The organism is Desulfosporosinus sp. I2, from assembly GCF_000960765.1.
Classification (GTDB): Bacteria; Bacillota; Desulfitobacteriia; order Desulfitobacteriales; family Desulfitobacteriaceae; genus Desulfosporosinus.
The window spans coordinates 11,142-33,537 of sequence record NZ_JYNH01000018.1 but is presented as its reverse complement, the minus strand read 5'-3'; the positions used below and the strand labels follow the sequence as shown (position 1 = coordinate 33,537).

The window sequence follows — 22,396 nt, the reverse complement described above, 5'->3', positions numbered from 1 at the left end:
CCTCTGTCTTAAACAAAAACAGAGGCCTCTTGCTTCTTTACAGCTCTCTTTTATAGGTTTTCTGAAGCCAGTCGAGCAGATTGAGATGGTGGATACCTGCAAAATTTCTTCCGACGACAATATCGTCAAGGGTTAGAAGAATCTTTGAATAATTGTCCGCAATTTTCTGCAGAGGTTCCAGTTCGCGCTTCAAAGTACTTTCATCGAGTACCGAGGCAGATACCTGGTAGTAGGTTATTCCATTCATGTCTCTAGCGACGAAATCAACCTCTTTTTCGTAGAGTTTGCCGATATTGACCTTATACCCACGTCTGAGTAACTCTAGGTATACCACGTTTTCAATCATGTGACCAAGGTCAGAGGATGAACTGGAAAGCAGCATATTACGGATGCCGGAGTCTACTAGATAGTATTTGCCCAGTGTTTTCAGATGCTGTCTGCCTTTGATGTCGTAGCGCTCAACTTTATAGAAAATATAACTGTCTGTCAGAGCACGCAGGTAATGTCCTACAGTGTTGACCGAAATCTTCCGGCCGCTTGAGTTAATAGTATCGCTGATTTTTTTAGTCGAGATAGGACTTCCGACGCTTGCAGCGACAAATTTAATGATGTTTTCCAGGAGAGAAACGTCGGTTATGCCTTCCCGTTTAGCAACATCCTTTAACAAGATCGTGCTGTAGATACCGTCTAAATATGGTATAACGACAGCATCGCTGCGTTCAAGTATGGCGACATAAGGGAAAGAGCCGAATCGAAGATAATCGTTAAAGTTTTCCCGTATAGTTTTTTCAGCACTATTAGAGGCTTCACAGTACTCTTTAAAAGACAAGGGAAGCATATCAATAGTGACGTAGCGTCCGGAAAGCAGCGTCGCCAGCTCGCCAGAAAGCATGTAAGCATTTGAGCCAGTGATATAGACATCCACATTTGGTTTAATAAACAGGCTGTTTATTGCCTTCTCAAAGGATTTACAGCTTTGTACCTCATCAATAAAAACATAAGTATATTTATCCTTGCACAGACGTTCCTTCACGTAGTCGTATAACGCTTTGTAGCCCAATAGGTTCTCATGTTCCACGTCTTCAAGATTAACGTAAATAATCCGATCTTCGGAAACGCCAGTAGATTTTAAATAGTCGATATACAAGGCAAAAAGAGTGGACTTTCCGCAGCGCCGAACGCCGGTTACCACCTTGATGATTTGCTTCTCGCGTCCGACGATAAGCTGATCTAGATACTCTTCGCGTTGGATCAAGTCAACACCTCATTTCATAAACTAAGAATATACCAATAATTTACAAAAGTCAATAGTTTTTTCTCTGTGAAGAAAATAGTCTTATTATTATATAATTTTTTCTTATATGACAAAGATTATTCTATTTCTATTCTATATTTGTGCCTCAGAGTTTTCCTGTACAAAAATTGTAGCATATAGAAATCTGCGATTATAAAAAAACCCCCGCTATATGCAAGGGTTTCAAGGTTTCAATTGATGCTATTTCTATGCTAATTTCTATGAACTTGTACGACATTAACCAATACTTTGTAAAAAAACATTGTAACGCTTGTTACGACAAGCCTTCTAAAGCCTTTCTCGGCAATCACTTGATCATCAGGTATATGTCCTAAATATGGAAATATTTCAAAGATATAAGAAAAATTGTAGATAATTTGGCGAACGACTTTATGTTTTATTTCCGTATGTTCATAGTATAATTAAAAACGTGGAATAATTTGGAAGTGATTAAGGGTTTGGTACGGGCTGTGAATTATATGAAAGGGGCCGATTATGAACAAGAGAATTTGTTACAAGTGTAAAGGAAAATCATACTCCTCTTCGAATGGAAAAGAATGGGATTGTCCGTATTGTGGAACAGACTTAGGGCATATTCCAAATGAGCGTTATGATGCTCCACAAGATTTACTTAAAGTAAAAACCTCTCGGAAAGGTCTATATTCAATTAGAGGTGGAAGGTTATCCTATTAGAAATTTTATGGCCAGTTTACTAGACGCTTAAATTATAGGGCCATTGGATGAGGATGGTTCTAGCATGATTGATATGGGACTTTGCGTCACTAGTTGAAGGGCTTATTTGAATCTAATAAGGGAGTTTCGGGGGTCGGATTATAAAAAGACCCATAAAACGCATGGTTTTGGCGCCTGCTTACCATAGAATAAGATAATGCCCTGGCTGTTGGAGGCAAAAATAAGGGAGATTCGTCTTCAACTCCAAGTAATAAACGATAACGTTTGTTAAGAAGCCCAAATTGAGTTTCGATGATGAGAAGTTCGAGTACGGCAATTTCAACGTATTCCGGAGCTGCATAGTTTAGTCGATCCCAGGCATAGTTCATTTTTTCCTTTGTTTCTTCAATTTCTGCAAGTAAGCGCTCCTCCTCGCTGAGCGGAGCCTCTTCAGGGTCGGAAAACGATAGAAGCAGGTTTTTTACTATAGCCCAAATATTGATCAACCTCACCTCACTTACTGAACTAAATTCGATAATATAAAACAGTTCCTTAAAGCTATTTTTTCTCAGCCTGGTTAAATATATGTAGTCTTATTTGGATTATGATAATGCAAACATTGTTAGTGGCAATGTTCATAAAATCGACACAATCATAGGTTTAATTGTCGTGTTGTTATAAAACTCACCTTAATTGGGAAAGACTAGAAATAGTCTAAGATTTAAGAGGTGATTTTTTTGCCACACCGACAATGTCGGAAATCCACGGCGATATTCCTGTATGGGGTAATTTGCTTGTTTCTGTGGCAAGCGAGTATCTATCCTGTTCTGGGAAAAGGAAGCGAACTTAGGGCGTTGCCAGCTATAGAGACCAATAGACTTGTAGTTCAACGAGGTGACACTCTTTGGGATCTCGCACAAAGATTTCAGACAACCGTTGAAGAATTAGTAAGTCTAAATCAGTTGAAAAGCCCAAATCAAATTGGAGAAGGGCAATCTATCTTGATACCAAATCGAGAGATTCCAACGAAAACTGAAGATCCACAAATCATTGATATAATGGTTTATAGGGAAGAAGTTTCGAAAATAGTGGCTGAAGTTCCGGTAACCGTGACTGAAGCTAAAACAGCGGAGAACGTAACTTATACTCCTTGGTGGGTCAGTGTATTGCGTAAAATACCATTGTTTGCTGGAGTTACTAATCAAAATTCGATAACCTCTACCTCAAGTGAAGTTCATCCGTCCCAACCAGAGTCAAAAATAAGGACGTATGAGATATTTGTAAACACAAACACAGAGCCAACAAAAATCTTCTCAACTAGTGAGCTCGCCGATATCAAAGATGACCGATCTAAACTCGTGAATAATGAGGCAGCTTTAGTAATGACTTCTGATAATCAGATTCACTCTCGAGGGTTAGGTCGCTTAGTCACCAAAGAGGAAGTTGAATTGTTAACTCGCGTCATTTATGGTGAGGCCCGGGGCGAAGACTTTTTGGGGCAAGTGGCTGTAGGAGCAGTTGTACTTAATCGTTTGAAAGATCCTCGTTTTCCAAAAACCATACGAAATATTGTTTATCAGTCTGGTGCCTTCACCGCAGTTAATGATCGGCAGATTCATTTAGATCCAAATGATCAGGCCTACAAAGCAGCTGAAGCGGCACTTTCTGGCTTAGATCCAACCAACGGGGCAATATTCTATTACAATCCCCGTCTCGCCACAGATGATTGGATAAAAAGTCGTACCGTTGTCAAACGCATTGGAAACCATACGTTTAGTATTTAGTGGGGACTTGTATCACACAGCGCTCGGTGCTTACGACGCAGAGCAAACTAACCGTTCAAGCTCCTGCTATGGGGTGCGGGGTCCATCCTCCGGCGATATAGTATTATTTTAAAGAATGCGCCTACGGCGATAATCTCCACTGGAGACTATCGTGCCAAAAGCGCCATCCGCCGTCCATGGATGGACAAGTGTCCCTGTAGCCATGGACGGCGAGAAGGGACCTTGGCGCATTGGCGGCAGTGTACATCCTTGTACACTGCCCCGTATCTGGGGTCGGTCGTTTGAACGGAAGTTTGCAATTCTGCTTACGTAAAGACGTCGCGCTCGTGTGATACTGCGTCCCGGGCTTGGGTCGGGGAACGGAAGGACGAAGAACGAAGAACGAAAGACGAAGGAAAGATTTGGGAGACGGCACATTTTATGTGCACCGTCTGGCTCGAGTCCTAGATACGGTTGCAAGTATGCAAGTTGAGTATGGCAAGGGGACGTTTTGTTTGCTATGCTGAAGAAAATAGGAAAGTTAGTCAAGTTAGAGACGGTTCTCGGCTTGCACTTGACTTCCATGATATGAACTATTTCGCCCTTTTCTGAGATAACGTGTTGGGGAGAGGTACATTTTAATGTGCAATGTGTTGGGTTACGGAAACGTAATAGGTCCCGCAACTAATAATAAGTTGTGGGACCTTTTCTCATGAAAAATGGATATTTTGTTTACTTTTCTTGATGTCTCGGCGGTGCATCCCCTTGGTGTAAGGTGAAGAAGGCAATTTCGGGGGGGACATTAAGGCGTATAGGAATGATGCTTTCACCGATCCCGGAGTTAATGTAGAGAGGAATGCCGTTAATGACATGGTAACCTTCGTAGAATCCGTGGTCTCCCAGATAGGTGTTGGTAATGAGGGGTTGGAGTCCCGGTAAGCGGATTTGTCCTCCGTGGGTATGCCCGGTGAGGAAAAGTTCTGCTCCGTATTTCACCACGTCGTCGAGACAATCTGTGGAATGGGCTAAGGCTAGACGAAAGGTTGGGTTAGATTGAGTGGCAGGGGATGAAAGGATTTTTTGATAAGCCAGATCTACATTATCATGGGCGGTGGCTGGGTCGTCTATCCCTATGACCCATAGTTTGAGGGTTGGTAAATAAGAGGCTTCATTAAGTAAGGGAGTCCACCCTAGGGTTTTAAACTGTTGCAGGTATCGCTTCATAAGAGTGTGGGAAAGGTGGCTATAATCGTTGTTCCCCATGACCACAAATTTCCCGTAGGGGGCAGTGAGGCCGCTTAAATATGGATTTAATTTATCTAAATCCGTGCGGTCAGAAATTATATCCCCAGTAATCACAATGAGATCAGGTTTCTGAACCATCACACCCTCATAAATACTTTCGGGGGAAATGCGCAAGGTTTCGAGATGAAGATCACTGAGTTGGCAGATTGTTTTTCCTTCTAAGGCATTCGGCAGGTTGGGGTAAAACAAATCAAACTGTCGATGTCTTAAGGAAAGGGTATCGTGGCCAGCCCAGCCGAGGACTCCCGCACCGACAAAAGGCGTTGATGTCAGTAACCAATGACTAGCAATAAAACCGCCGACTCTTTGGAAAAAAGTACGGCGTGTTAAAGTTTTTGAGAGTGGTGACACGATCTTTTTGGGCATACTGTCCCTCCTTAATTAATAGCCTGCCCACTGAGTTGTCTTCAGAACCCTTCCATTCCTAGTATCATATTATGATATTAAGTTACATTGAAGTTGATAAAGGAGGGGAGCATGGTGAAGTTCGGTGGGGGTACACCTAATGATCCATATCAGCCCATCGGACCGCAGGGGTTCCCTAGATCACCTAATGGTCAATTAGGTCCGGGTTACTCTCCGGGTTCGATCCGCAATACACTAGGTTCAGGACTTAAAGCGAGTGGATTTTTTCAGAAAGATGGACAAATCCAAAATTTAAGAGGGGGCTTCATAGGAGCGAAACAAGCACCTGTGGGTACACAGTGGCAGGCTCCGCCGCCTACACAGGGCGTCGGCCTTGGATTTTCACAACAAGGTGGAGGATATCCCCAAGGTCAGGGGTATGATCAACGTATGGCATATTATCAGGGACAAGGACCTAATCAAGGGCAAGTTCGTCAACTTATATTGCAGGCAGCTCAAGAAGGGATTAATGGCAATGGTGTAGCTACCATCTCGCCGGATAATAGTTTTCTGCTGATTGCTAATTTACCGGCTCCACAGATGTTCCTCAGGCAAGGGCAAACAGGGGTGTATGCTGCTTATCTGGTGGATGATAAAGGGAAGACTGGATTTCTGGTAGGGGTTTTGAGGCAGGTCGGAAATGGAGTTTATCGGGCACATTTCCAAAGTCCAGTTCCACTTCATCATTACAGTCGAGTCGTGGTTTCGTTGGAAAATCCGGCTCAACTTGGGCAAGCTCCGCAGGGGACAATTCTCTTGAAGGTCAAAGAACCCATGGGAGTGATGAGTTTTCTTGGTCCGATGAAGACAACAGCTACCACAGTTTGGGGGAAGATCACTGGACTGTTTGGTGGTGGAAAAAAAGCACCAAACAGTCCGGAAGTTGCCCCAGTCAGTCCGGAATTTCTTCAATCTTTAAATCAAATGGGTGTTTCAACGGAGACTACTATTCCGCAGAACCCACCGATTCCACCGATGGGGCAACAATAATTTAGTGAGCAGGTGATTCAAGGATAGTTGAATCCCCTGCTTCTTTTCATAGAAGGAAAAGAATAATAGTGACTAATGAAAGTAGTCCCAATGTGCCTATAGTAACGGTAATGCCAAGGTTCACTGGGTTCACTGATTCTAAGAGGGCATTGGAGAAGAAAGCAATTAAGAAGAAGAAGGTAATCCCTAAAATGCTTGCTCCTAAGGGCGGTGATTGCCAGAAAGTTACGATACGTGTAAATCCATAATTCCAAACCTCTGGATTCTCGGGATCCATGGACGATTCGGGACAGAGTGAAGAACGGGTAGGACATGCATTAGGTGGATTTGAAGAGTAGCCTTGTGAAATCGGCGAAGGAAAGGAGGAGTTATATGATTGAATTTGAGGTGACACTTGAGAATCCTCCCTTCGAGTTTATCATACTAGAAACTGGGTTCGAGGGAGCACTTCCATTGGGTGTGCCCACTCCGGCACGTTCGATGAAGAACTGGGCTATCACAGAGCCGAGAGCGATAATTAAGTTTCCGGGTGCTCCTGGAATCTCAAATAATGGTACGCTAAATGAAGTATCCGGGCTCCCGTCAAAAGGGGCAAAGGGAGCGGAAATAAATAGGGAAACACTTAAATTATCGGGAAATAGCGGTTCGTCAGGTCCAACGGGGCCAAATCCTTGTCCGGGAACGGATTGTAACGGTGAAGGCATGGGAACTTGTCCAGCAAGGGTGGCCTGCATTAGTTGGGTCAGTTGAGGCATGGTTAGAGTCACGGGGTATAGAGCTGAGGACGTTTGAGAGAGATTTGGAGGATGCGCTAAGGAACGTTTAAAGAGAAATGCCATTAGTACATCTAAGCCTGCCACAATCATTGATGCAAAAGGAAGGTCCGCTTTTGCCAAAGGCAATATAAGCGCACTGACGGGACAAAAGGGTAAATTCCGTCGAATGGGGCTTGAAACTAAGATGGAAAATGAGAAAGGAGTTGCCGGCAACGGAGGTGCACAGTCATTTAGGTTGATCACGGCAATTCCTCCTTTCAAATCTATAAGAACTTTAAAGGTTTAAAACCAGGCACAAATAGTTACCCAGACTCCTAAGAGCATGACGATTAAGAACGCGATTAGGGTTACGGGGTGCGTGATATCGTTAATGAAATAGGGGCCCTGATAACCATTGGGTCGCACTCTTGATCACACTTCCTTTACATTTTGAGGCCTGGAGGGAGTTTGATCCCTTGTAACATTTCAGGCGAGATTTGCATCTTTTCCAAGGGATTACCACCGCTGATTTTGTCAAGGATTTGTTGAGCCATGCCTTTTAACTCTTCAGGAATAGGCAGGTCATTGGCGGAGGGCATACCATGCATTGCAGTGGTTAAGGTCAGGTTAACCATGGCCATTAGTTTTTCATAATTCTGTTGTTGAACAAAGTACGCTTTTATGAGAGGGTATTTATTGATAAGACGGATCTTAAGATCAAGAAGGGCTAACGATTCTTTTTCCGGAATGACTTTGCTAATCATTTGGGTCGTTACAATTCCGCGTTCTTTTTCCTGGTACTGGCTAAAGGCCTCTCGGCTTTGGGTATCGGCCATAATAGAAGCTTCTGCAGCTTTTAAAGCCTGAATCTCAGGAGTCTGTGACAGGGCCTCCCCTAATTCTCGAGCCTTGTTAATGTAATTCATAAGGCTACCTCCTTTTTTCCTTATACAAAATATGCGTTGAAAGGCACACTGGTGTATCCCGCTTTCCTTAAGACAAGTGAGAATCAGTGCATTTCGATAAGCTTGAAGGAAAGTGGCTAACGATGTAGAATATTTTATGAGAGGAGGAATTCATATGCGTACATATCGGTCAGAAATACGCTTGATACAAATGGCAGTTGGGCTAGCCCTAATTGTATTGATTACAGGATATTTCGGAATTTGGGGTCCCAGTAGCAAAGTCCCTGTGGGACAAACAGGAACTGGGGCTACAGTAACGAATTCTGCTTCAACCCTTACCAATTCTAAGATTGTCGCTTTAGGAGATTCGTTTACCTTAGGATACCCCTTGGACCCGAAGTATTCCTGGACTCAGCGTACAGGGGAAGTTCTTCAGGTATCTGTGGTCAATAAGGGAAAAGTAATGCAAACGGCGAAAGACCTACTTAATCGCTTTGATACAGATGTTGTAGCAGAGCAACCAGGTAGGGTGATTATTTTTGCTGGAATTGGGGATGCCATTCAGGGTGTGCCTCTCAAAGACGTCCAAACGAATATTACTGGAATCGTCGAAAAGGCTAAATCAAATCACATTATTCCTGTTCTGGCCCTTCCGATCGGATATCCCGGATTTCAAAAAAGCATTCTAGAGACAAGAACTTGGGAACTACGTTACGCACAGGAGGGGAAAATCTTAACGTTGGATTTTTCTTCCGTACTGTTTGACTCAGAAGGAAAATACTTAGATGGTTTAACGATAGATGGGAAGTATCCAAATGCCAAAGGGTACAAAGCAATGGGCGACTACGCAGCCCAAATCCTCAAATAAGTTAAGCTGGAAGCAACACGCTAATCAACGTAAATACGACAAATCCGATCGTTCCACCCAACAGTGCGTAATGGGGGTGCCGTTCACGAGAGAGGGGCATTAGCTCAGCAAAGACGAGAAACAGCATCGCTCCTGCGGCAAAGGATAGAAAAAACGTGAGAGAGTTTTGCACGCCTGCAAGAGCGAAGAGCCCAAGCAAGGCGCCCAGCGGGGTGAAAAAGGCAATTCCGATGTTAAGAAGAAGAATTTTCCACCATCGGATTTGGGCCATAATTAACGGTGCCGTCGTGGCCATTCCTTCGGGTAGATTATGTAATGTAATACCGATAAAGATAAGATAACCTAGACCTGGTACAGCTTCTTGGCTAACTGCGATAGCCATGCCTTCTGGGATATCATGTAACGCTATTCCAGTCGCGACTAAAAGACCGATCCTTTTTAACCGTTGACGTCGAGATAAAGGGAGCGTGTTATCCGAGAGATTAAGTCGATTGTCTGCCAGGTACATGAAGAGGAGGCCCAAGGCAACACCCAAACCAACTTGAAGCGGGGGTCCGATCTTCCAAGCGTTGGGTAACAAATCAACGCATACGACTGCAAGCATAACCCCTCCGGCCCCGGCTAAGAGGCAGGCAAGGATGCGTTCTTTTGGCTTGCCAAATAAGAGGACAAGTACACTACCCAATGTGGTTGCCAGTCCAGCAATCATACTTATCCAGACAATTTCAAACATATCTTGCATGAGGAGCTCCTTTCTGGAACATCACGATACCCATATTTATGGTCCAGAGTCGCACTTTATACAGCGATAAGGTTGTCTGTGCACAATATAATTTTCCTGAAAGATTGATGAGAAGTTTGTTAAGGCTTAGCCTTGACGGCTTCTTTTTAGTTTGCTGGCAGGCAGGTACTTGTACTATTTTTAGAAACAAAGCATAAGTTAAGCATAAGAAGTGAGGCCTAGTAAACCATCCTAAAAATTCGTCTGAGGGAGGGGCAGAAAAAATGAGAATAGGGTTACGTAATTGTCTAATGATTGGGGTTGTTCTCCTCAGCTTAATTCTTATGACAGGCTGTGGAACGTTAGAGACGTTAGTCCAAAAGGACGGAACCTCAGGTTCTATTGCAGATTGGATCGGTGTAAATGGGGATAAAAACGCTAGTCTTCCTGCAACCACAACCCCAGGAGAGGGAAAAACAGTGGCACTTTACTTTGCGGATTCGACTGGGAAATTTTTGGTGAAAGAAGAGCGAACTTTGCCTAAGACCGTAAGTTTAGCGAGAGAGACTGTTAACCAGTGGTTAAAAGGACCTATTACAAAAGGGACGATGCAAAGTTCTGTTTCGACTGCTACAGCTCTCTTAGATATAGCACTCAAAGACAACGTGGCGATTGTTGATTTAAGTAAAGAGTTTCTAACCACAAATTCTAAGGTTTCACCGGAAGTCGTGCTATATGGGCTTGTCAACACCTTGACCCAATTTTCGACGATTAACCAAGTCCAAATTCGTGTTGAAGGAAAACCGATAACTAAGTATGGAACAGTCGATGCGACACAGCTGAAATTCAAAGCGAGCTTAGTTAAAGGAGCTGTTTCGGATCAGAAAACTGTCCCAAGTCTAGGTACCGGTACTAATAACAGCACGGGTTTAGGAGTAACAGCACCAAGTAGCCTCAAAAACGGAGCACTTCCAGATTCACCAAGTTCAATCAATCTCTTTAATTACCCACCAAGCTCCACCTAAGAGAGTAGCGAGAGTCGCGAGACACTTGGGGAGGGTTCGCGTCACACTTGTTCAGCCGTGCGCTCGTCGTGGGGAGGGTCGCGTCACACTCGCTCAGCCATACGTTCGTCGTGCCAAACTAGGGCTTTAATCCGTTATGGAAGCGGGCGGGATTCCCGGCCAAAGCGACATCCTTGTCGCATGGCCGGCGGGAAACGTCCTTGTTTCCCGTCCCGCTTTAAGAAAGCGGATTAAAGCCGAGTTTGGCTACGACTCACGCAGAGGCGTTCACGCCGTGTGATCGCGACCCTCTGGGGCAAGGGGAGAAAGAAGATAGAAGATAGAAGAAAGAAGACGAAGGGGCGGCTTTTAGTTCCATTAAGTGGAACTAAGAGCCGTCTTTTAATCTGCCGGTGGGCTGTTGGTTATCCTTTTGGTTATGTTTTAGATGTACAAGCTGCTAATTTATGTTAAAATCAACTATATGGTTAAGTTAATGGGGGGTGAGTTGAGATGGCACCAACCGAAGAATTGACAAAACAGTTAGAGGAAACCTTGAGACGTGCCAATACTATTTTGTTTAAGCGCGGTCGATCGATTCTAATGGACATGGAGATTTCTGCACTTCAGTTCAATGTACTCTTAACCATTCGGGAAATAGGGCCTTTGACAATGGGAGATTTGTGTAAAAACTTATTTGTTGCTTGTAGCACAGCGACTGATTTGGCTGACAGGATGGAACGGTCGGAACTGGTTGAACGGGTGCGTGATGACAAGGATCGGAGAGTTGTTAAGTTGCATTTATTGGCAAGAGGGAATGAAGTTCTCGAAGCCGTGATTGCAGAGCGCCAAAGTTTTCTCGGGGAAGTAATCCAGGATTACGCAAATTTAGAATACGAAGAATTGTTACAGAGCTTAGTGCTTTTGACTCAGCGGATGGAGTTAAAGTAGTCGTTAAGAATACCCTCGTTTAAGATAGCTTAAGCGAGGGTATTCTTCTATAATAGAACTTGAATCTTCATAAGATCTTGAGATCTTCCCTAGATACATCTGAAATTTAGCTTATATACTTAATGACAAAGTATTCAAGATTAAAACATTGCCTTGGATTGCTAGATCCTGTGTTAGAGTGGCGGTTAGACATTAGATTTTTATTATAAATCAAACAAGTAAGGAGAGAAGGCGGATGAACAACCACTGAAAGACGCTGGGGGTTTGTTCGCCGAACGTTAATGAAACTAATTTTAGTGGATGATGAACCGGAAATATTAACATTGGTTAGAGATTATCTTTACAGGGAAGGATTTACGGTTCTTACGGCGGTCAACGGTCTTGATGGCATGCAACTTATTGAACGCGAAAAACCGGATCTTGTTCTGTTGGATTGGATGTTGCCAGGAATGAGCGGATTGGAAATGTGCAAACGTTTGCGTGAGACGAGTACGATCCCAATAATCATGCTTACAGCAAAATCGGAAGAAATTGACCGAGTCTTGGGCTTGGAATTTGGAGCTGACGATTATATTGTCAAGCCATTTAGCCTTCGAGAATTGGCGGCACGGATCAAAACTGTGTTGCGGCGTTCTTCTGGAGTTTCACAGGAAGCGGCCTCTTCCCTCTTAATCCGAGGTGAACTGAGCTTGGATGTCTCAAGCCACAAAGTTTTGAAAAGGGGGCACGAGATATTTCTAACACCCACGGAATTCAACATTCTCCATTTGCTCGCTTCACGCCCTGGTACGGTTTATAGTCGCTTACAACTCTTACGTCAGGCGATGGGGGAGGAGTATCTCTATTACGAGCGCTCGATTGATACGCATGTCTCAAATTTGCGTAAGAAAATAGAGGATAATCCGAGCGACCCCAAGTATGTAGAAACGGTATTTGGCGTAGGGTATCGGTTTGGTGAAGGCCTGTGACACTGCGACGGAAGTTTATTATGGCACTTATGAGTATGGTCTTTTTTATGGCGATTGTCTTTACTGCGATTGCCTTATTGTCGACTCAAGCTTTACTCGGGCATGCTGAAACCTATGTTCAGCAAGCCTATGGAGAAAGCTGGAATCGGCTTTTGAGTGGTTATTATGAGGCCCATGGTAACTGGGATGGAGTTCAGGGCTACGTTACGAAGATTATTGAGGCAGAACGGAGATTTGGGCCCTTTGTGGAGGGAATTCCAGCGACACGAACTGTAACAGAACCGGATCTGAAAATTAGTCGACCTCAACGCGAGGGTCCACGCTTTTGGGTATTCGACCTAGACCAAAAAGTCGTGAGCGACTCCCTTAATAAAGATCTTGGCAAACCTCTTTCTCAATTTCCCTCAGACAATAAAATCACAAAGCAATGGGATGAGATTAAAGTTAAAAACCAGACAGTGGGATATTACTGGCAAGATAATCGCCTAAACACCAGTAATTCCAAACTTGCTAAAACCATAGGAACCTCGATAGTTCAAGCAATGATCATCGGATTAGTTATCACGTCTCTGGTGGCACTTTTTTTGGGTATGCTGTTGACCCGACATTTTACAAAGCCGTTAAACCATTTAATGGAAGCCGTCCGGAACGTTAGTAAAGGAGATCTTTCCTCAAGGGTTAATGTGAAAGGGAACGGAGATATAGAAATCTTGGCTCGGGACTTCAACCGGATGACGGAACAATTGACCCGCAATGAGGAAGTGAGGCGCAATATGGTGGCAGATATTGCCCATGAACTGCGAACCCCGCTGGCGGTCATTCTCGGGAAATTAGAATCGATCCAGGAAGGGGTCCTACCCTCTACACCAGAAACCATATTACCCATTCAGGATGAGACTTTGAGACTCATTCGTTTGGTTCGAGATCTTCAGCAGTTAAGCCTAGCCGAAGCCGGTAAGTTACCAATGGCGTTTAAAAAAGTCGATCTTAGGCAATTAGTGGAACGAATAACGGAACAATTTGCCATCGAATTTGAAGAACGCAAGTTGACGGTTGAAATTTTGGGATATGCACCAGAAATTATTGGCGACCCAGATCGTTTAACCCAGGTCTTGGTTAACCTAATTGGGAATGCTCTTTTGCATACTCCACCCGGTGGAACTCTCCGTTTATTACTGGAGGAGGCTGAAAGAAGCGCAGAAGACGGAACACTTATATCCGAGAACAAGCATCGTTTGCGGGATGTTTTCCGACGTAAGGGGGAAAAGGTAGAAAGAGCAGAAATCAAGCAAGCAAATTTAGTGAATAATAATCAAGAAACGGATCGGGATAGTTCCAGTGGCTGGGTACAAGTCACTGTCGAAGATTCAGGAGATGGTATTCCGGAAGAAGAACTTGAGTATATCTTTAATCGTTTTTACCGCGTAGATAAAGCGCGAGAGCGGGAAAGCGGAGGAACGGGCCTGGGACTTGCAATTGCCAAGGAATTTATTCAAGCACATGGTGGCATTATTCAAGTTGAGAGTAAATCAGGCGTCGGAAGTCGTTTTAAGATTTTATTGCCGATAAAACCAAAGATGCTAAAGGAGTAACTCCTTAACAACTTCTTAAGATGATCTTCGTTGTTTGACCATAATACTGTGGTATCCTTAGCAAGATTAATTTATGATATCTTCACTAAGACTACTGTTTTTACGTGAGATTTGTGGCCTTACACCTAAGTGTATTTGAGCGTAGGATTGTTTTTTAGAGTAAAGGGAGAAAAGGGGAAACGAGTATGAATAAAAAATGGGTGACGATTGGAGTAATAGGTGTCTTGGTTATTGGAGGCGGATACTGGGGGTATAAGAAGTTTACGGCTAAACCTGTAGTGGCCTCAAACATTACTTCGAAAGTAAAAATAGGAAATGTACGCAAGGTGATTACTGCTACCGGAACGGTGAACTTTCCCCACTCGATTCCTTTACAATTCTCAAACAAAGGACAGGTGGTTGAACTCAATATCAAGGATGGCGATTCTGTAAAGAAAGGGCAAGTTCTTGCTAGGATTGATGATGCGGCTCTTAAGACAGCCGTTGTGCAACAGCAAGCCAATTTAATGACGGCTCAAGCTAGACTTCAATCCCTTCAAGATGGATTTAACGCCCAAACGAAAGCAGAGGCTCAGTCGGCACTCGCTAAAGCACAACAGAATTTAACCACAGCTCAGCAGAATGCGGATCCAAGCTATTTAGCGAACCAGGTCTTACTGGCTAATCAGAATGTCGAACAGACTAGTGATGCTTTAGCTAAGGCACATCAGAGTGTAAATACGTCGTCTATACAATCTGCTCAAAGTTCGTTGACCCAAGCCTTAACTGCCTTAAGGACTGCCCAAAATTTGCAAAATGGAGGAGCAGCTCAGGCTTTAGCGGCTGCACAAGCGGATGTCACGTCGGCGCAATACAAAATTAGTCAACAAGAGGCTGGTCCGACAGCAGCAGACCTGCAATCGGCTCAAGCCAACATCTCTCAGGCACAAGCTCAGCTTGACAGTGCGAACGCGAAATTAGCAGAAGCTACAATATTAGCGCCGACGGATGCAGTGGTTATCAATACGGGGTTGCAATTGTACCAATACACAACTGACAATTCAATGATCACGATTACGCCATCAGAGGGCGCAGGGAGTAGTCTTGAAGTAGCAGCGACGATTGATCAGGCAGATATTGCTCAGGTCAAAATAGGTCAGAAAGTGGATATTACCCTTGACGCGTACCCAGATGAGCATAGCAGCGGGAGTGTGAGCTTAGTCGCCCTACAAGGAACAACCGCTTCGAATGTTACCACGTTTAAAGTCACGGTGGCGGTAGAACAAGCCAGCGATAAGCTTCGTTCAGGAATGAATGCCAATATTGACATCGTTGTGGCAGAAGCCAAGGATGTTCTGACTGTTCCAAGTGAAGCGATCAAGACCAGAGGGACTCAAAAAGGAGTCATGATTCCCTCAACTTCTACTAAAGATAGTTCAGGTCAAGTCGAACCTGCCACTCAATCTGGTAATAATTCCAAGACTGCGACAACAACCCCTCAATTTGTACCAGTGGAATTTGGCTTAGATGATGGAACCAATGTAGAAATCAAAAGCGGGATAAAAGAAGGGCAAGAAGTCATTACTGCAGTGAGTTCTTCGGCAACTACAGCTAAAGCTTCGACAGGGGGATTTAGCTTAGGTGGCGGTGGAAATAGAGCTGTTGGACCAAGAAATTAACGTTTAAGTTTCAATAACAATCTTACAAGGGAATGGGTTGTTATTTATGGTAACAGTAAGATTTTTGAAACTTGCTTTGACGGATACGTCAGGAGGAATGCTATTTGATAAATCTCAAAGGGATCAGAAAAATCTATGCCAACGGGGATATTCAGGTTGCAGCTCTAGGTGGGGTGGATCTTCACGTGGGAGCTGGTGAGTTTGTAGCTATTATGGGACCCTCCGGTTCGGGCAAATCAACCATGATGAATATTTTAGGATGCTTAGATACCCCTACAGAGGGAGAGTATTATCTTGATGGAACCGATGTCGCGAAGGCCAGTGGGGATGAATTATCGGTCATTCGTAACCGCAAGATCGGTTTTATCTTTCAAGGATTTAATCTTCTTCCCCGGACGATGGCTGTAGAAAATGTCGAACTTCCCTTGCTCTATGCAGGGACGGGAGGTAAAGAAAGACGTACTCGTGCCATTGCTGCGCTAGAATCTGTGGGTCTTGGCGAACGAATTCATCACCGTCCCAAAGAACTATCAGGCGGGCAGCAGCAAAGGGTCGCCATCGCACGTGCGCTCGTGACCAACCCTTCTATTATATTAGCGGATGAGCCTACTGGGAATTTGGACAGTCGATCGAGTGAAGAGGTTATGGCGATTTTTCAGCGACTGCATGCCTCAGGAAATACAATTATTATCGTGACCCATGAACCAGATATTGCAGAATTCACCGAACGAATTGTTCGTTTCCGTGACGGTCATATTGAGGGGGACGAACCCGTTAAAAATCCCCGGAAGGCCCAAGCACAGGTCATCGAGGAAGGGGTGGCAGAGTGAACTTTTTAGAAAGTATCCGGGTCTCTCTTAGGGCTTTACGAGCGAATAAACTGCGTTCAGCATTGACCATGCTAGGGATTATTATTGGAGTAGCAGCTGTCATTGCCATGGTTGGAATAGGGAATGGGGCAACTGCTTCAATCACTTCTCAGATTCAAGGCATGGGCTCAAATCTCCTGACTATTAGCCCAGGGCAGTCAAATAATGGAGGAGTGAGCGGAGGAGCAGGTAGTTCGAATAGCTTGACAATGGATGACGTTGATAAGATTAAGATTGGAACATCGATTAAAGCAGTTGCCCCAGTTGCGAGTTCAAATGCTCAAGTAGTTTTAGGCTCCGGAAACACCTCCACGAGTATTAATGGAACGACAGAGGGCTATGAAGTGATTAAAAATGTCACAATGGCTCGTGGCCGCTATCTTACAAAAGAGGACGTAAGTAGTAACGCCAGGGTTGCTGTGGTCGGTCCGACCGTTGTGGAAAATCTCTTGGGGAGTGCAAATGCTGATATTATCGGGCAAAAAATTAAAATCAATAATGTACCTTTTCAAGTTATTGGGGTGACCACAGCTACAGGGTCTACCGGATTTCAGAGCAGTGACGATATGATTACTGCTCCAATTACAACTGTTCAAGCGCGTTTAATCGGAAAGAAGACGGTACGTAGTATTCTAGTATCCGCTTCGTCAGAGGAGCTTATGCAGACGGCACAAGATGAGATTACGGCAACGTTGCGAAAAGCCCATAAGATCCAGGCTGGCAAAGACAACAACTTCAGGGTACAAAATCAGGCCGATATGTTGGCAACTATGCAAAATGTCACTCAAACTTTGACCATGCTTCTGGGTGGGATTGCGGGCATTTCCTTGTTGGTCGGAGGAATCGGAATCATGAATATCATGCTTGTTTCGGTCACCGAACGAACACGAGAGATTGGAATCCGGAAAGCGATCGGGGCTAAAGGCATGGATATTTTATTGCAGTTCCTTATTGAGGCGGTTGTGCTTAGTATCTTAGGGGGAGGCATCGGCATCGCCCTCGGGTATGGAGGCTCTAGCCTGGCAGGGAAGGCATTAACCTTAAATACTAGTATCTCGATGTCCTCCGTGTTGATGGCTTTCGGTTTCTCTGCCGCAATCGGCATTATTTTCGGGGTATTCCCAGCGCGAAAGGCGGCTGCTATGGATCCGATTGATGCCTTAAGATATGAGTAAATTAGTAGATGCAAGTCAGGGTCGGTTCGTGACTTGCATTAATCTCTAACATTTTTGTTTGATTCTTGGTAACAGGGACATCTGACATCCAGAAATGAAGGCGTGAACGAAAGAACCGTCGACATTGCCCCAGAAAAGACACTTGTCGATTTTACGAAAGATGGAAAGGGGAAATAATACGTGGGAAAAAGGAACCAGACGCGATCAATCTTTGGTGTTCTGATGATAATGTTCCTGCTGATTGGAATGATACCGGGGGTTGCTTCAGCGAACACTAGTGATGGGAGTACATGGCTTGGATGGCTCAACTTCGCAACTAGTGCAGATTCCAAACTGATAGCCGGGGAAACAAGTAATATAAATGTTCAACTTTGGGATAATAAATCCGATCCATTTACCGGGTCTGTAGGTAGCGCTACCATTACAGACGCTGATGGGAATGATAAGTTATTTCAAGTTTCCGGGTCAGCTGGAAATTATACGATTTCTAACGTCACCTTAGAGACCGCTGGAGAGTATGACCTAGTAATACGTCAAGGGGCTTCGGGTACAGCCTTAGCTGCGGGAACCATAACAGTGCTGAATGCTAAGAGCCTCATTGCAGATTCTCTCGTTATCAACAAGAATAATACTATAAGGGTTAAGGTTACGGATACTGAAGGTAATCCATTGGGCCGTAAATCAGGAACTGTAGATGGAACGTTAATTGGGGCATCGACCACATCTTTTACTACGCTCAGTGATGGAACGTTTACGTTTTCAATGACCCCAACCTTATATGGTACAGCTAACATCGTTTTCGCAGGTCATATAATAGGGACGATCCCAGTTCTTCCAGCCTATACTCAAAATGCGCGAATTGGTGGGACTGCAGAAGATAATGTTGCTCTCTCTGTCGAGGTTGCCAAAAGCGGTTGGACCATGGGGACTCCAAATGTGATCTTGGCACGAGATGATCAATTTTCAGATTCTCTCGCTGCCGGGCCCCTTTCTAAAAAGCTCGATGCGCCAATTTTGATGACTAATTCGACAAAATTAGACGATCGGACGTTAGCAGAGATTTATGCTTTAGGCGCTAAGAATGTCTACATTGTTGGTGGAACTGTTGCTATATCTCAGGAAATCCAGGACAGTTTGAGTAACCAATTTACGGTTACTCGTCTAGCCGGATTACAAGGATATGATACAGCAGCTAATATCTCCTCCATTGTGGGGAGCGTGCCCACTCGTACCGTCTATCTTGCCAATGGATACGCCATACCTGATGCTATTGCGATCAGTGCCTTTGCCGCTGAGCAAGGAAGTCCTATTTTGCTTACAGATCGAGATGTTTTACCAGCTTCTACACTCCAAGCCTTAACAGATCTCAAGCCAAGTAATGTCATCTTGCTGGGAGGAACCGCAGTCATCAGCACCCAAATTGAAAATCAGTTAAGTTCCAAGTATACTGTCAACCGCTGGGGTGGATATGATCGCTACGATACGCAGAGCATCATTTTTCAAAACCTTTTCAACAGCTCGCAACCTCAGTCTCCAATTTACTTTGCATCAGGGTTAGTTCGCCAAGATGATGTTAGTTCGGGAAAACCCTATGCTGATGCGTTGGTAACGGCTGCCTTGGCGGCTAAAACCGGAGGATTTGTAGCAATGACACCACCGAATACTCTTCCATCAAGTCTAAACTATTTCTTGTTATACAATAAAGGATATATTTCAAAATCAGCAGTTGTTGGCAATAACAGCGGGGTCACGTATGATCTGGAGCAGAAACTTCAACAGATGCTGCAACATTAATCCACTCCATCCCCATCCATATATCAGATAGAACTTGAAAATCCATAAACTGCATTTTGTAAATCCGTTTGACTTTAGTTTGTCAAACGGATTTTTCGCTATGCAGGTGAGCCAATAAAACGTTTGTTTGATAGAAACCCATAATCTTGAAAAACAAAAAGGAAAATAATTCTAATATTGCAGGAGGATATCGGTAAGTGAAGAATATATTAAGAGTGCGGCCTATACATTAGAATTAATAGCTTTAACATTTCATAGATTGAAGGAGGTTGGGATGACCACTTGCTATATAGACAAAGGGAACGTGTTAATGTATAGAATTGCCCGGTATTTCGCAACCAGGAAAGAAATGGTCGCATTAAAATGAGGTGGGAAAGGATTGATAAGGATTGTTTAGGAAGATTCGCCAATTGAACCTTGTAGTTATTTTCATGCTCCTTGTACAATTAGTAGTTTATCCGGTAAATACCCTTGGAAACGAAAAGACAAGTATTAAAGTTGAGCAGGCCGTGCAGGTGGTCAAGGATAATTTTAGTATCCCAGCGAACTATACACGAATGTCAACGGGGTATAATGAGTATAACAACCGTGCCACCTATTCCATAAACTGGAATTCAACAGATCAACCGGGTGGGAGTTTCAATGCAATGGTTGACGCAACGACCGGAGACATTTTGAACGTTAATCAATGGGAGCAAGCGCTAAAGCCGTCTTTTAAGCTACCTGTGCTATCCGCAGGGGATGCTGAGAAAGTAGCTACCGATTTAGTCTCAAAATTAACTAGTAAATATCAAACACAAATGAAACTTGTCAGAGATAACCAACAAGTTTTTGCCTTAAACAACTCGCAACCCTTTGCGTACAATTTCCAATGGATCCGTGTTGTAGACGGTATTCCGTTTCCCGGGAACGGAGTGAGCGTGAGTGTTAGGGGTGACAATGGGCATGTTAGAGACTATAACTTTAATTGGGCACAAGATCTTACTTTCCCCGCTGCCTCCAAGGTTATCTCCCTTGAAACGGCGCGGCAAGCGTTTACCGATACACCCATGCTCGAATTACAGTATTTTATACCTCCGATCATGAATCCTCAAACATCAGAACCCCGGCGAGTACTCCTTGTGTACCAGTTGTCCAATAAATACTACGGAGGAGCCATTGACGCCTTGAGCGGGCAGCCTGTGACCCTTGATACGCAGGCAGTCGGCTATAAACCCATGAGTGCTGTAAGCAGTGTTTCAGTTGCAACATCAGCGACAGAACCAGCAGGAGCTGCTTCCCCAGTGAAAGAATCCTCAATCAGCCAGGATACTCTGAAGAACTCTCAAAAAATTAGCCAGAGTGAAGCGGTTGAGATCGTCAAAAAAGCGATTATAATTCCCAAGGATTTTGTGATCCAGTTCTCCAGCCTGAATCCAGATTGGCAAAACCCTAGTGAACAAGTTTGGGAATTAAATTGGAATACTGGGTCTTTCAATATGGGAGAAAACCGTTACATCGGTGCTCGCGTGAACGCTAACACTGGGGATTTGATCGGGTTTAATATGTCCTATGGAACAAAACTGGATGACAAGTCTAAGACCATTAACCGTGAAGAGGCGCAAATAATAGCAGAGGACTTTCTCAAACGTATACAGCCTGAGCGCTTTAAACTTGTTAAAATGGAATCAGAAAACTTCTATGGGGGAAAAATGCCTCCCAATATGCAGATGTTTTCTTATGTTAGGGTCGTCAATGGCATTCCTGTTTCACGTAACGGATTCAACATAACCGTAGATACGGCTGCTAACCAAGTCATGAATTACGATATGACTTGGTCTAACTTGGAATTCCCAAGTTCCGCTGATGTGCTGCCTATTAACCAAGCAACAGATCGGTTCTTAAAAATGCGTCCCTTGGAGATGAACTACACCTTAATTTCTAAGCAGGAGGGGCAACAGGAAGTCCGCTTGGTCTATCAACCAAAGACAAACTATGGCATGAACAATCCAGCGATGCTGGACGCTAAAACGGGTGACCTTACGGATTGGTATGGCAAATCGCAGTCCCAGTGGTTTAAGTCCCAGAATTTCACAGATATCTCGGGAAATTATGCGGAAAAGGAAATAAGTTTAATGGGTCTGATGGGAGCCTTTGGAGAATATGGAGATACATTCCATCCTGACGAAAAAATTACCGCGGGTTCGCTTTTGCGGGCGATGCTTGCGGCGGAAGGAAATAACCGGGATCGTGTTTTGAACGATGAGGATGTTTTGAAGATTGCCAAAGAGCGGGGTTGGATCCCTGGGGATTTAAAACTGGGGTCTGAATTGAGTCGAGATGATCTGTCCAAAATGATGATTCGCCTCATTAATATGGAACCTGCAGCGAAGGTTAGAGGCATCTATTTTGTACCTTTTACAGATTTTGATCAGATTCAAACCGAATCAATGGGCTATATTGCACTTGCTTGGGGACTAGGCATTTTGAAATTAGATGGGACTACCCTAAACCCAAATCAAACCGTAACAAGAGCTGAAGCCGCCTACGCTTTAGTCCATGCTTATGCAGTAGAGCAACCACAGAATAATTACATGATGAGATAAGGTGTGGGTGTGTAAGGGTGTGTAATGTGTAAGAGGGGTGTAAGAGGTGTGTAAGAGGGGTGTGTAAGAGGGACGGTCCTTTTAACACACTTTGAACACACAATTTAATATACCTTTCGAAC

20 protein-coding genes are annotated in these 22,396 nt (G+C 44.1%); 13 read left to right on the top strand and 7 right to left on the bottom strand.

Features of this window, described 5'->3' with window-relative positions:
• Positions 1-37: 37 nt before the first annotated feature.
• Complete coding sequence (locus UF75_RS06940; RefSeq protein ID WP_045573878.1) at positions 38-1,255, bottom strand: ATP-binding protein; 1,218 nt, start codon at positions 1,253-1,255, stop codon at positions 38-40.
• An 821-nt stretch (positions 1,256-2,076) separates the two neighbouring features.
• Positions 2,077-2,472, bottom strand: a complete 396-nt coding sequence (locus tag UF75_RS06930) for a hypothetical protein (RefSeq protein ID WP_242860144.1) — start codon at positions 2,470-2,472, stop codon at positions 2,077-2,079.
• Between the two features lie 282 nt (positions 2,473-2,754).
• Between UF75_RS06930 and UF75_RS06925 the strand changes: the two genes are divergently transcribed.
• On the top strand, positions 2,755-3,750 hold the full coding sequence (locus tag UF75_RS06925; protein ID WP_045573895.1) for a cell wall hydrolase: 996 nt from the start codon (positions 2,755-2,757) through the stop codon (positions 3,748-3,750).
• A 151-nt stretch (positions 3,751-3,901) separates the two neighbouring features.
• Positions 3,902-4,063 carry a hypothetical protein gene (locus tag UF75_RS28070; protein ID WP_156146288.1) on the top strand — a complete coding sequence of 54 codons (162 nt, stop codon included), beginning with the start codon at positions 3,902-3,904 and terminating at the stop codon, positions 4,061-4,063.
• 398 nt (positions 4,064-4,461) lie between these two features.
• Here the strand turns inward: UF75_RS28070 and UF75_RS06920 are convergent, their stop codons facing one another.
• Entirely contained in the window at positions 4,462-5,400 is a 939-nt protein-coding gene (locus UF75_RS06920; protein ID WP_045573876.1) for a metallophosphoesterase, read from the bottom strand.
• A 111-nt stretch (positions 5,401-5,511) separates the two neighbouring features.
• On the opposite strand from UF75_RS06920, the gene UF75_RS06915 reads away from it, so the two are divergent.
• Positions 5,512-6,429, top strand: a complete 918-nt coding sequence (locus UF75_RS06915; RefSeq protein WP_348983033.1) for a hypothetical protein — start codon at positions 5,512-5,514, stop codon at positions 6,427-6,429.
• 46 nt (positions 6,430-6,475) lie between these two features.
• Here UF75_RS06915 and UF75_RS28065 read toward each other — a convergent pair whose 3' ends face one another.
• The 3 genes from UF75_RS28065 to UF75_RS06900 form a co-directional block, all read right to left on the bottom strand.
• Positions 6,476-6,823, bottom strand: coding sequence for a hypothetical protein (locus UF75_RS28065; RefSeq protein ID WP_156146286.1), 348 nt, complete (start codon positions 6,821-6,823; stop codon positions 6,476-6,478).
• Positions 6,798-7,448 (bottom strand): hypothetical protein, encoded by a 651-nt coding sequence (locus UF75_RS06905; RefSeq protein ID WP_045573874.1) that lies wholly within the window; start codon positions 7,446-7,448, stop codon positions 6,798-6,800. Before UF75_RS06905 ends, UF75_RS28065 begins: the two co-directional genes overlap by 26 nt.
• A 179-nt stretch (positions 7,449-7,627) precedes the next feature.
• The gene (locus UF75_RS06900) at positions 7,628-8,110 is read right to left on the bottom strand and encodes a YlbF family regulator (protein ID WP_045573873.1); all 483 of its coding nucleotides are present in this window, start codon (positions 8,108-8,110) and stop codon (positions 7,628-7,630) included.
• Between the two features lie 154 nt (positions 8,111-8,264).
• Here UF75_RS06900 and UF75_RS06895 point away from each other — a divergent pair, with 154 nt between their 5' ends.
• Complete coding sequence (locus UF75_RS06895; protein WP_045573872.1) at positions 8,265-8,957, top strand: GDSL-type esterase/lipase family protein; 693 nt, start codon at positions 8,265-8,267, stop codon at positions 8,955-8,957.
• A 1-nt stretch (position 8,958) separates the two neighbouring features.
• On the opposite strand, the gene UF75_RS06890 is transcribed toward UF75_RS06895, so the two are convergent.
• On the bottom strand, positions 8,959-9,699 hold the full coding sequence (locus UF75_RS06890) for a ZIP family metal transporter (RefSeq protein WP_045573871.1): 741 nt from the start codon (positions 9,697-9,699) through the stop codon (positions 8,959-8,961).
• Positions 9,700-9,962: 263 nt separating this feature from the next.
• Here UF75_RS06890 and UF75_RS06885 point away from each other — a divergent pair, with 263 nt between their 5' ends.
• The 9 genes from UF75_RS06885 (at position 9,963) to UF75_RS06845 (ending at position 22,274) form a co-directional block, all read left to right on the top strand.
• The gene (locus tag UF75_RS06885; RefSeq protein ID WP_045573870.1) at positions 9,963-10,703 is read left to right on the top strand and encodes a GerMN domain-containing protein; all 741 of its coding nucleotides are present in this window, start codon (positions 9,963-9,965) and stop codon (positions 10,701-10,703) included.
• A gap of 492 nt (positions 10,704-11,195) precedes the next feature.
• Positions 11,196-11,633, top strand: a complete 438-nt coding sequence (locus UF75_RS06880; RefSeq protein WP_045573869.1) for a MarR family transcriptional regulator — start codon at positions 11,196-11,198, stop codon at positions 11,631-11,633.
• A 281-nt stretch (positions 11,634-11,914) separates the two neighbouring features.
• Positions 11,915-12,601 carry a response regulator transcription factor gene (locus UF75_RS06875; protein ID WP_045573868.1) on the top strand — a complete coding sequence of 229 codons (687 nt, stop codon included), beginning with the start codon at positions 11,915-11,917 and terminating at the stop codon, positions 12,599-12,601.
• Between the two features lie 20 nt (positions 12,602-12,621).
• Positions 12,622-14,193, top strand: a complete 1,572-nt coding sequence (locus tag UF75_RS06870) for an ATP-binding protein (RefSeq protein ID WP_242860143.1) — start codon at positions 12,622-12,624, stop codon at positions 14,191-14,193.
• A 185-nt stretch (positions 14,194-14,378) separates the two neighbouring features.
• Positions 14,379-15,851 (top strand): biotin/lipoyl-binding protein, encoded by a 1,473-nt coding sequence (locus UF75_RS06865; RefSeq protein ID WP_045573866.1) that lies wholly within the window; start codon positions 14,379-14,381, stop codon positions 15,849-15,851.
• A gap of 104 nt (positions 15,852-15,955) precedes the next feature.
• Positions 15,956-16,681 carry an ABC transporter ATP-binding protein gene (locus UF75_RS06860; protein ID WP_045573865.1) on the top strand — a complete coding sequence of 242 codons (726 nt, stop codon included), beginning with the start codon at positions 15,956-15,958 and terminating at the stop codon, positions 16,679-16,681.
• Positions 16,678-17,895, top strand: a complete 1,218-nt coding sequence (locus tag UF75_RS06855) for an ABC transporter permease (protein WP_045573864.1) — start codon at positions 16,678-16,680, stop codon at positions 17,893-17,895. Before UF75_RS06860 ends, UF75_RS06855 begins: the two co-directional genes overlap by 4 nt.
• Before the next feature lie 180 nt (positions 17,896-18,075).
• A complete protein-coding gene (locus tag UF75_RS06850; RefSeq protein ID WP_052693049.1) occupies positions 18,076-19,689 on the top strand; it encodes a cell wall-binding repeat-containing protein in 1,614 nt (537 codons plus the stop codon).
• A 410-nt stretch (positions 19,690-20,099) separates the two neighbouring features.
• Positions 20,100-22,274, top strand: a complete 2,175-nt coding sequence (locus UF75_RS06845) for a YcdB/YcdC domain-containing protein (protein ID WP_348983032.1) — start codon at positions 20,100-20,102, stop codon at positions 22,272-22,274.
• The last annotated feature ends 122 nt before the right edge of the window (positions 22,275-22,396 follow it).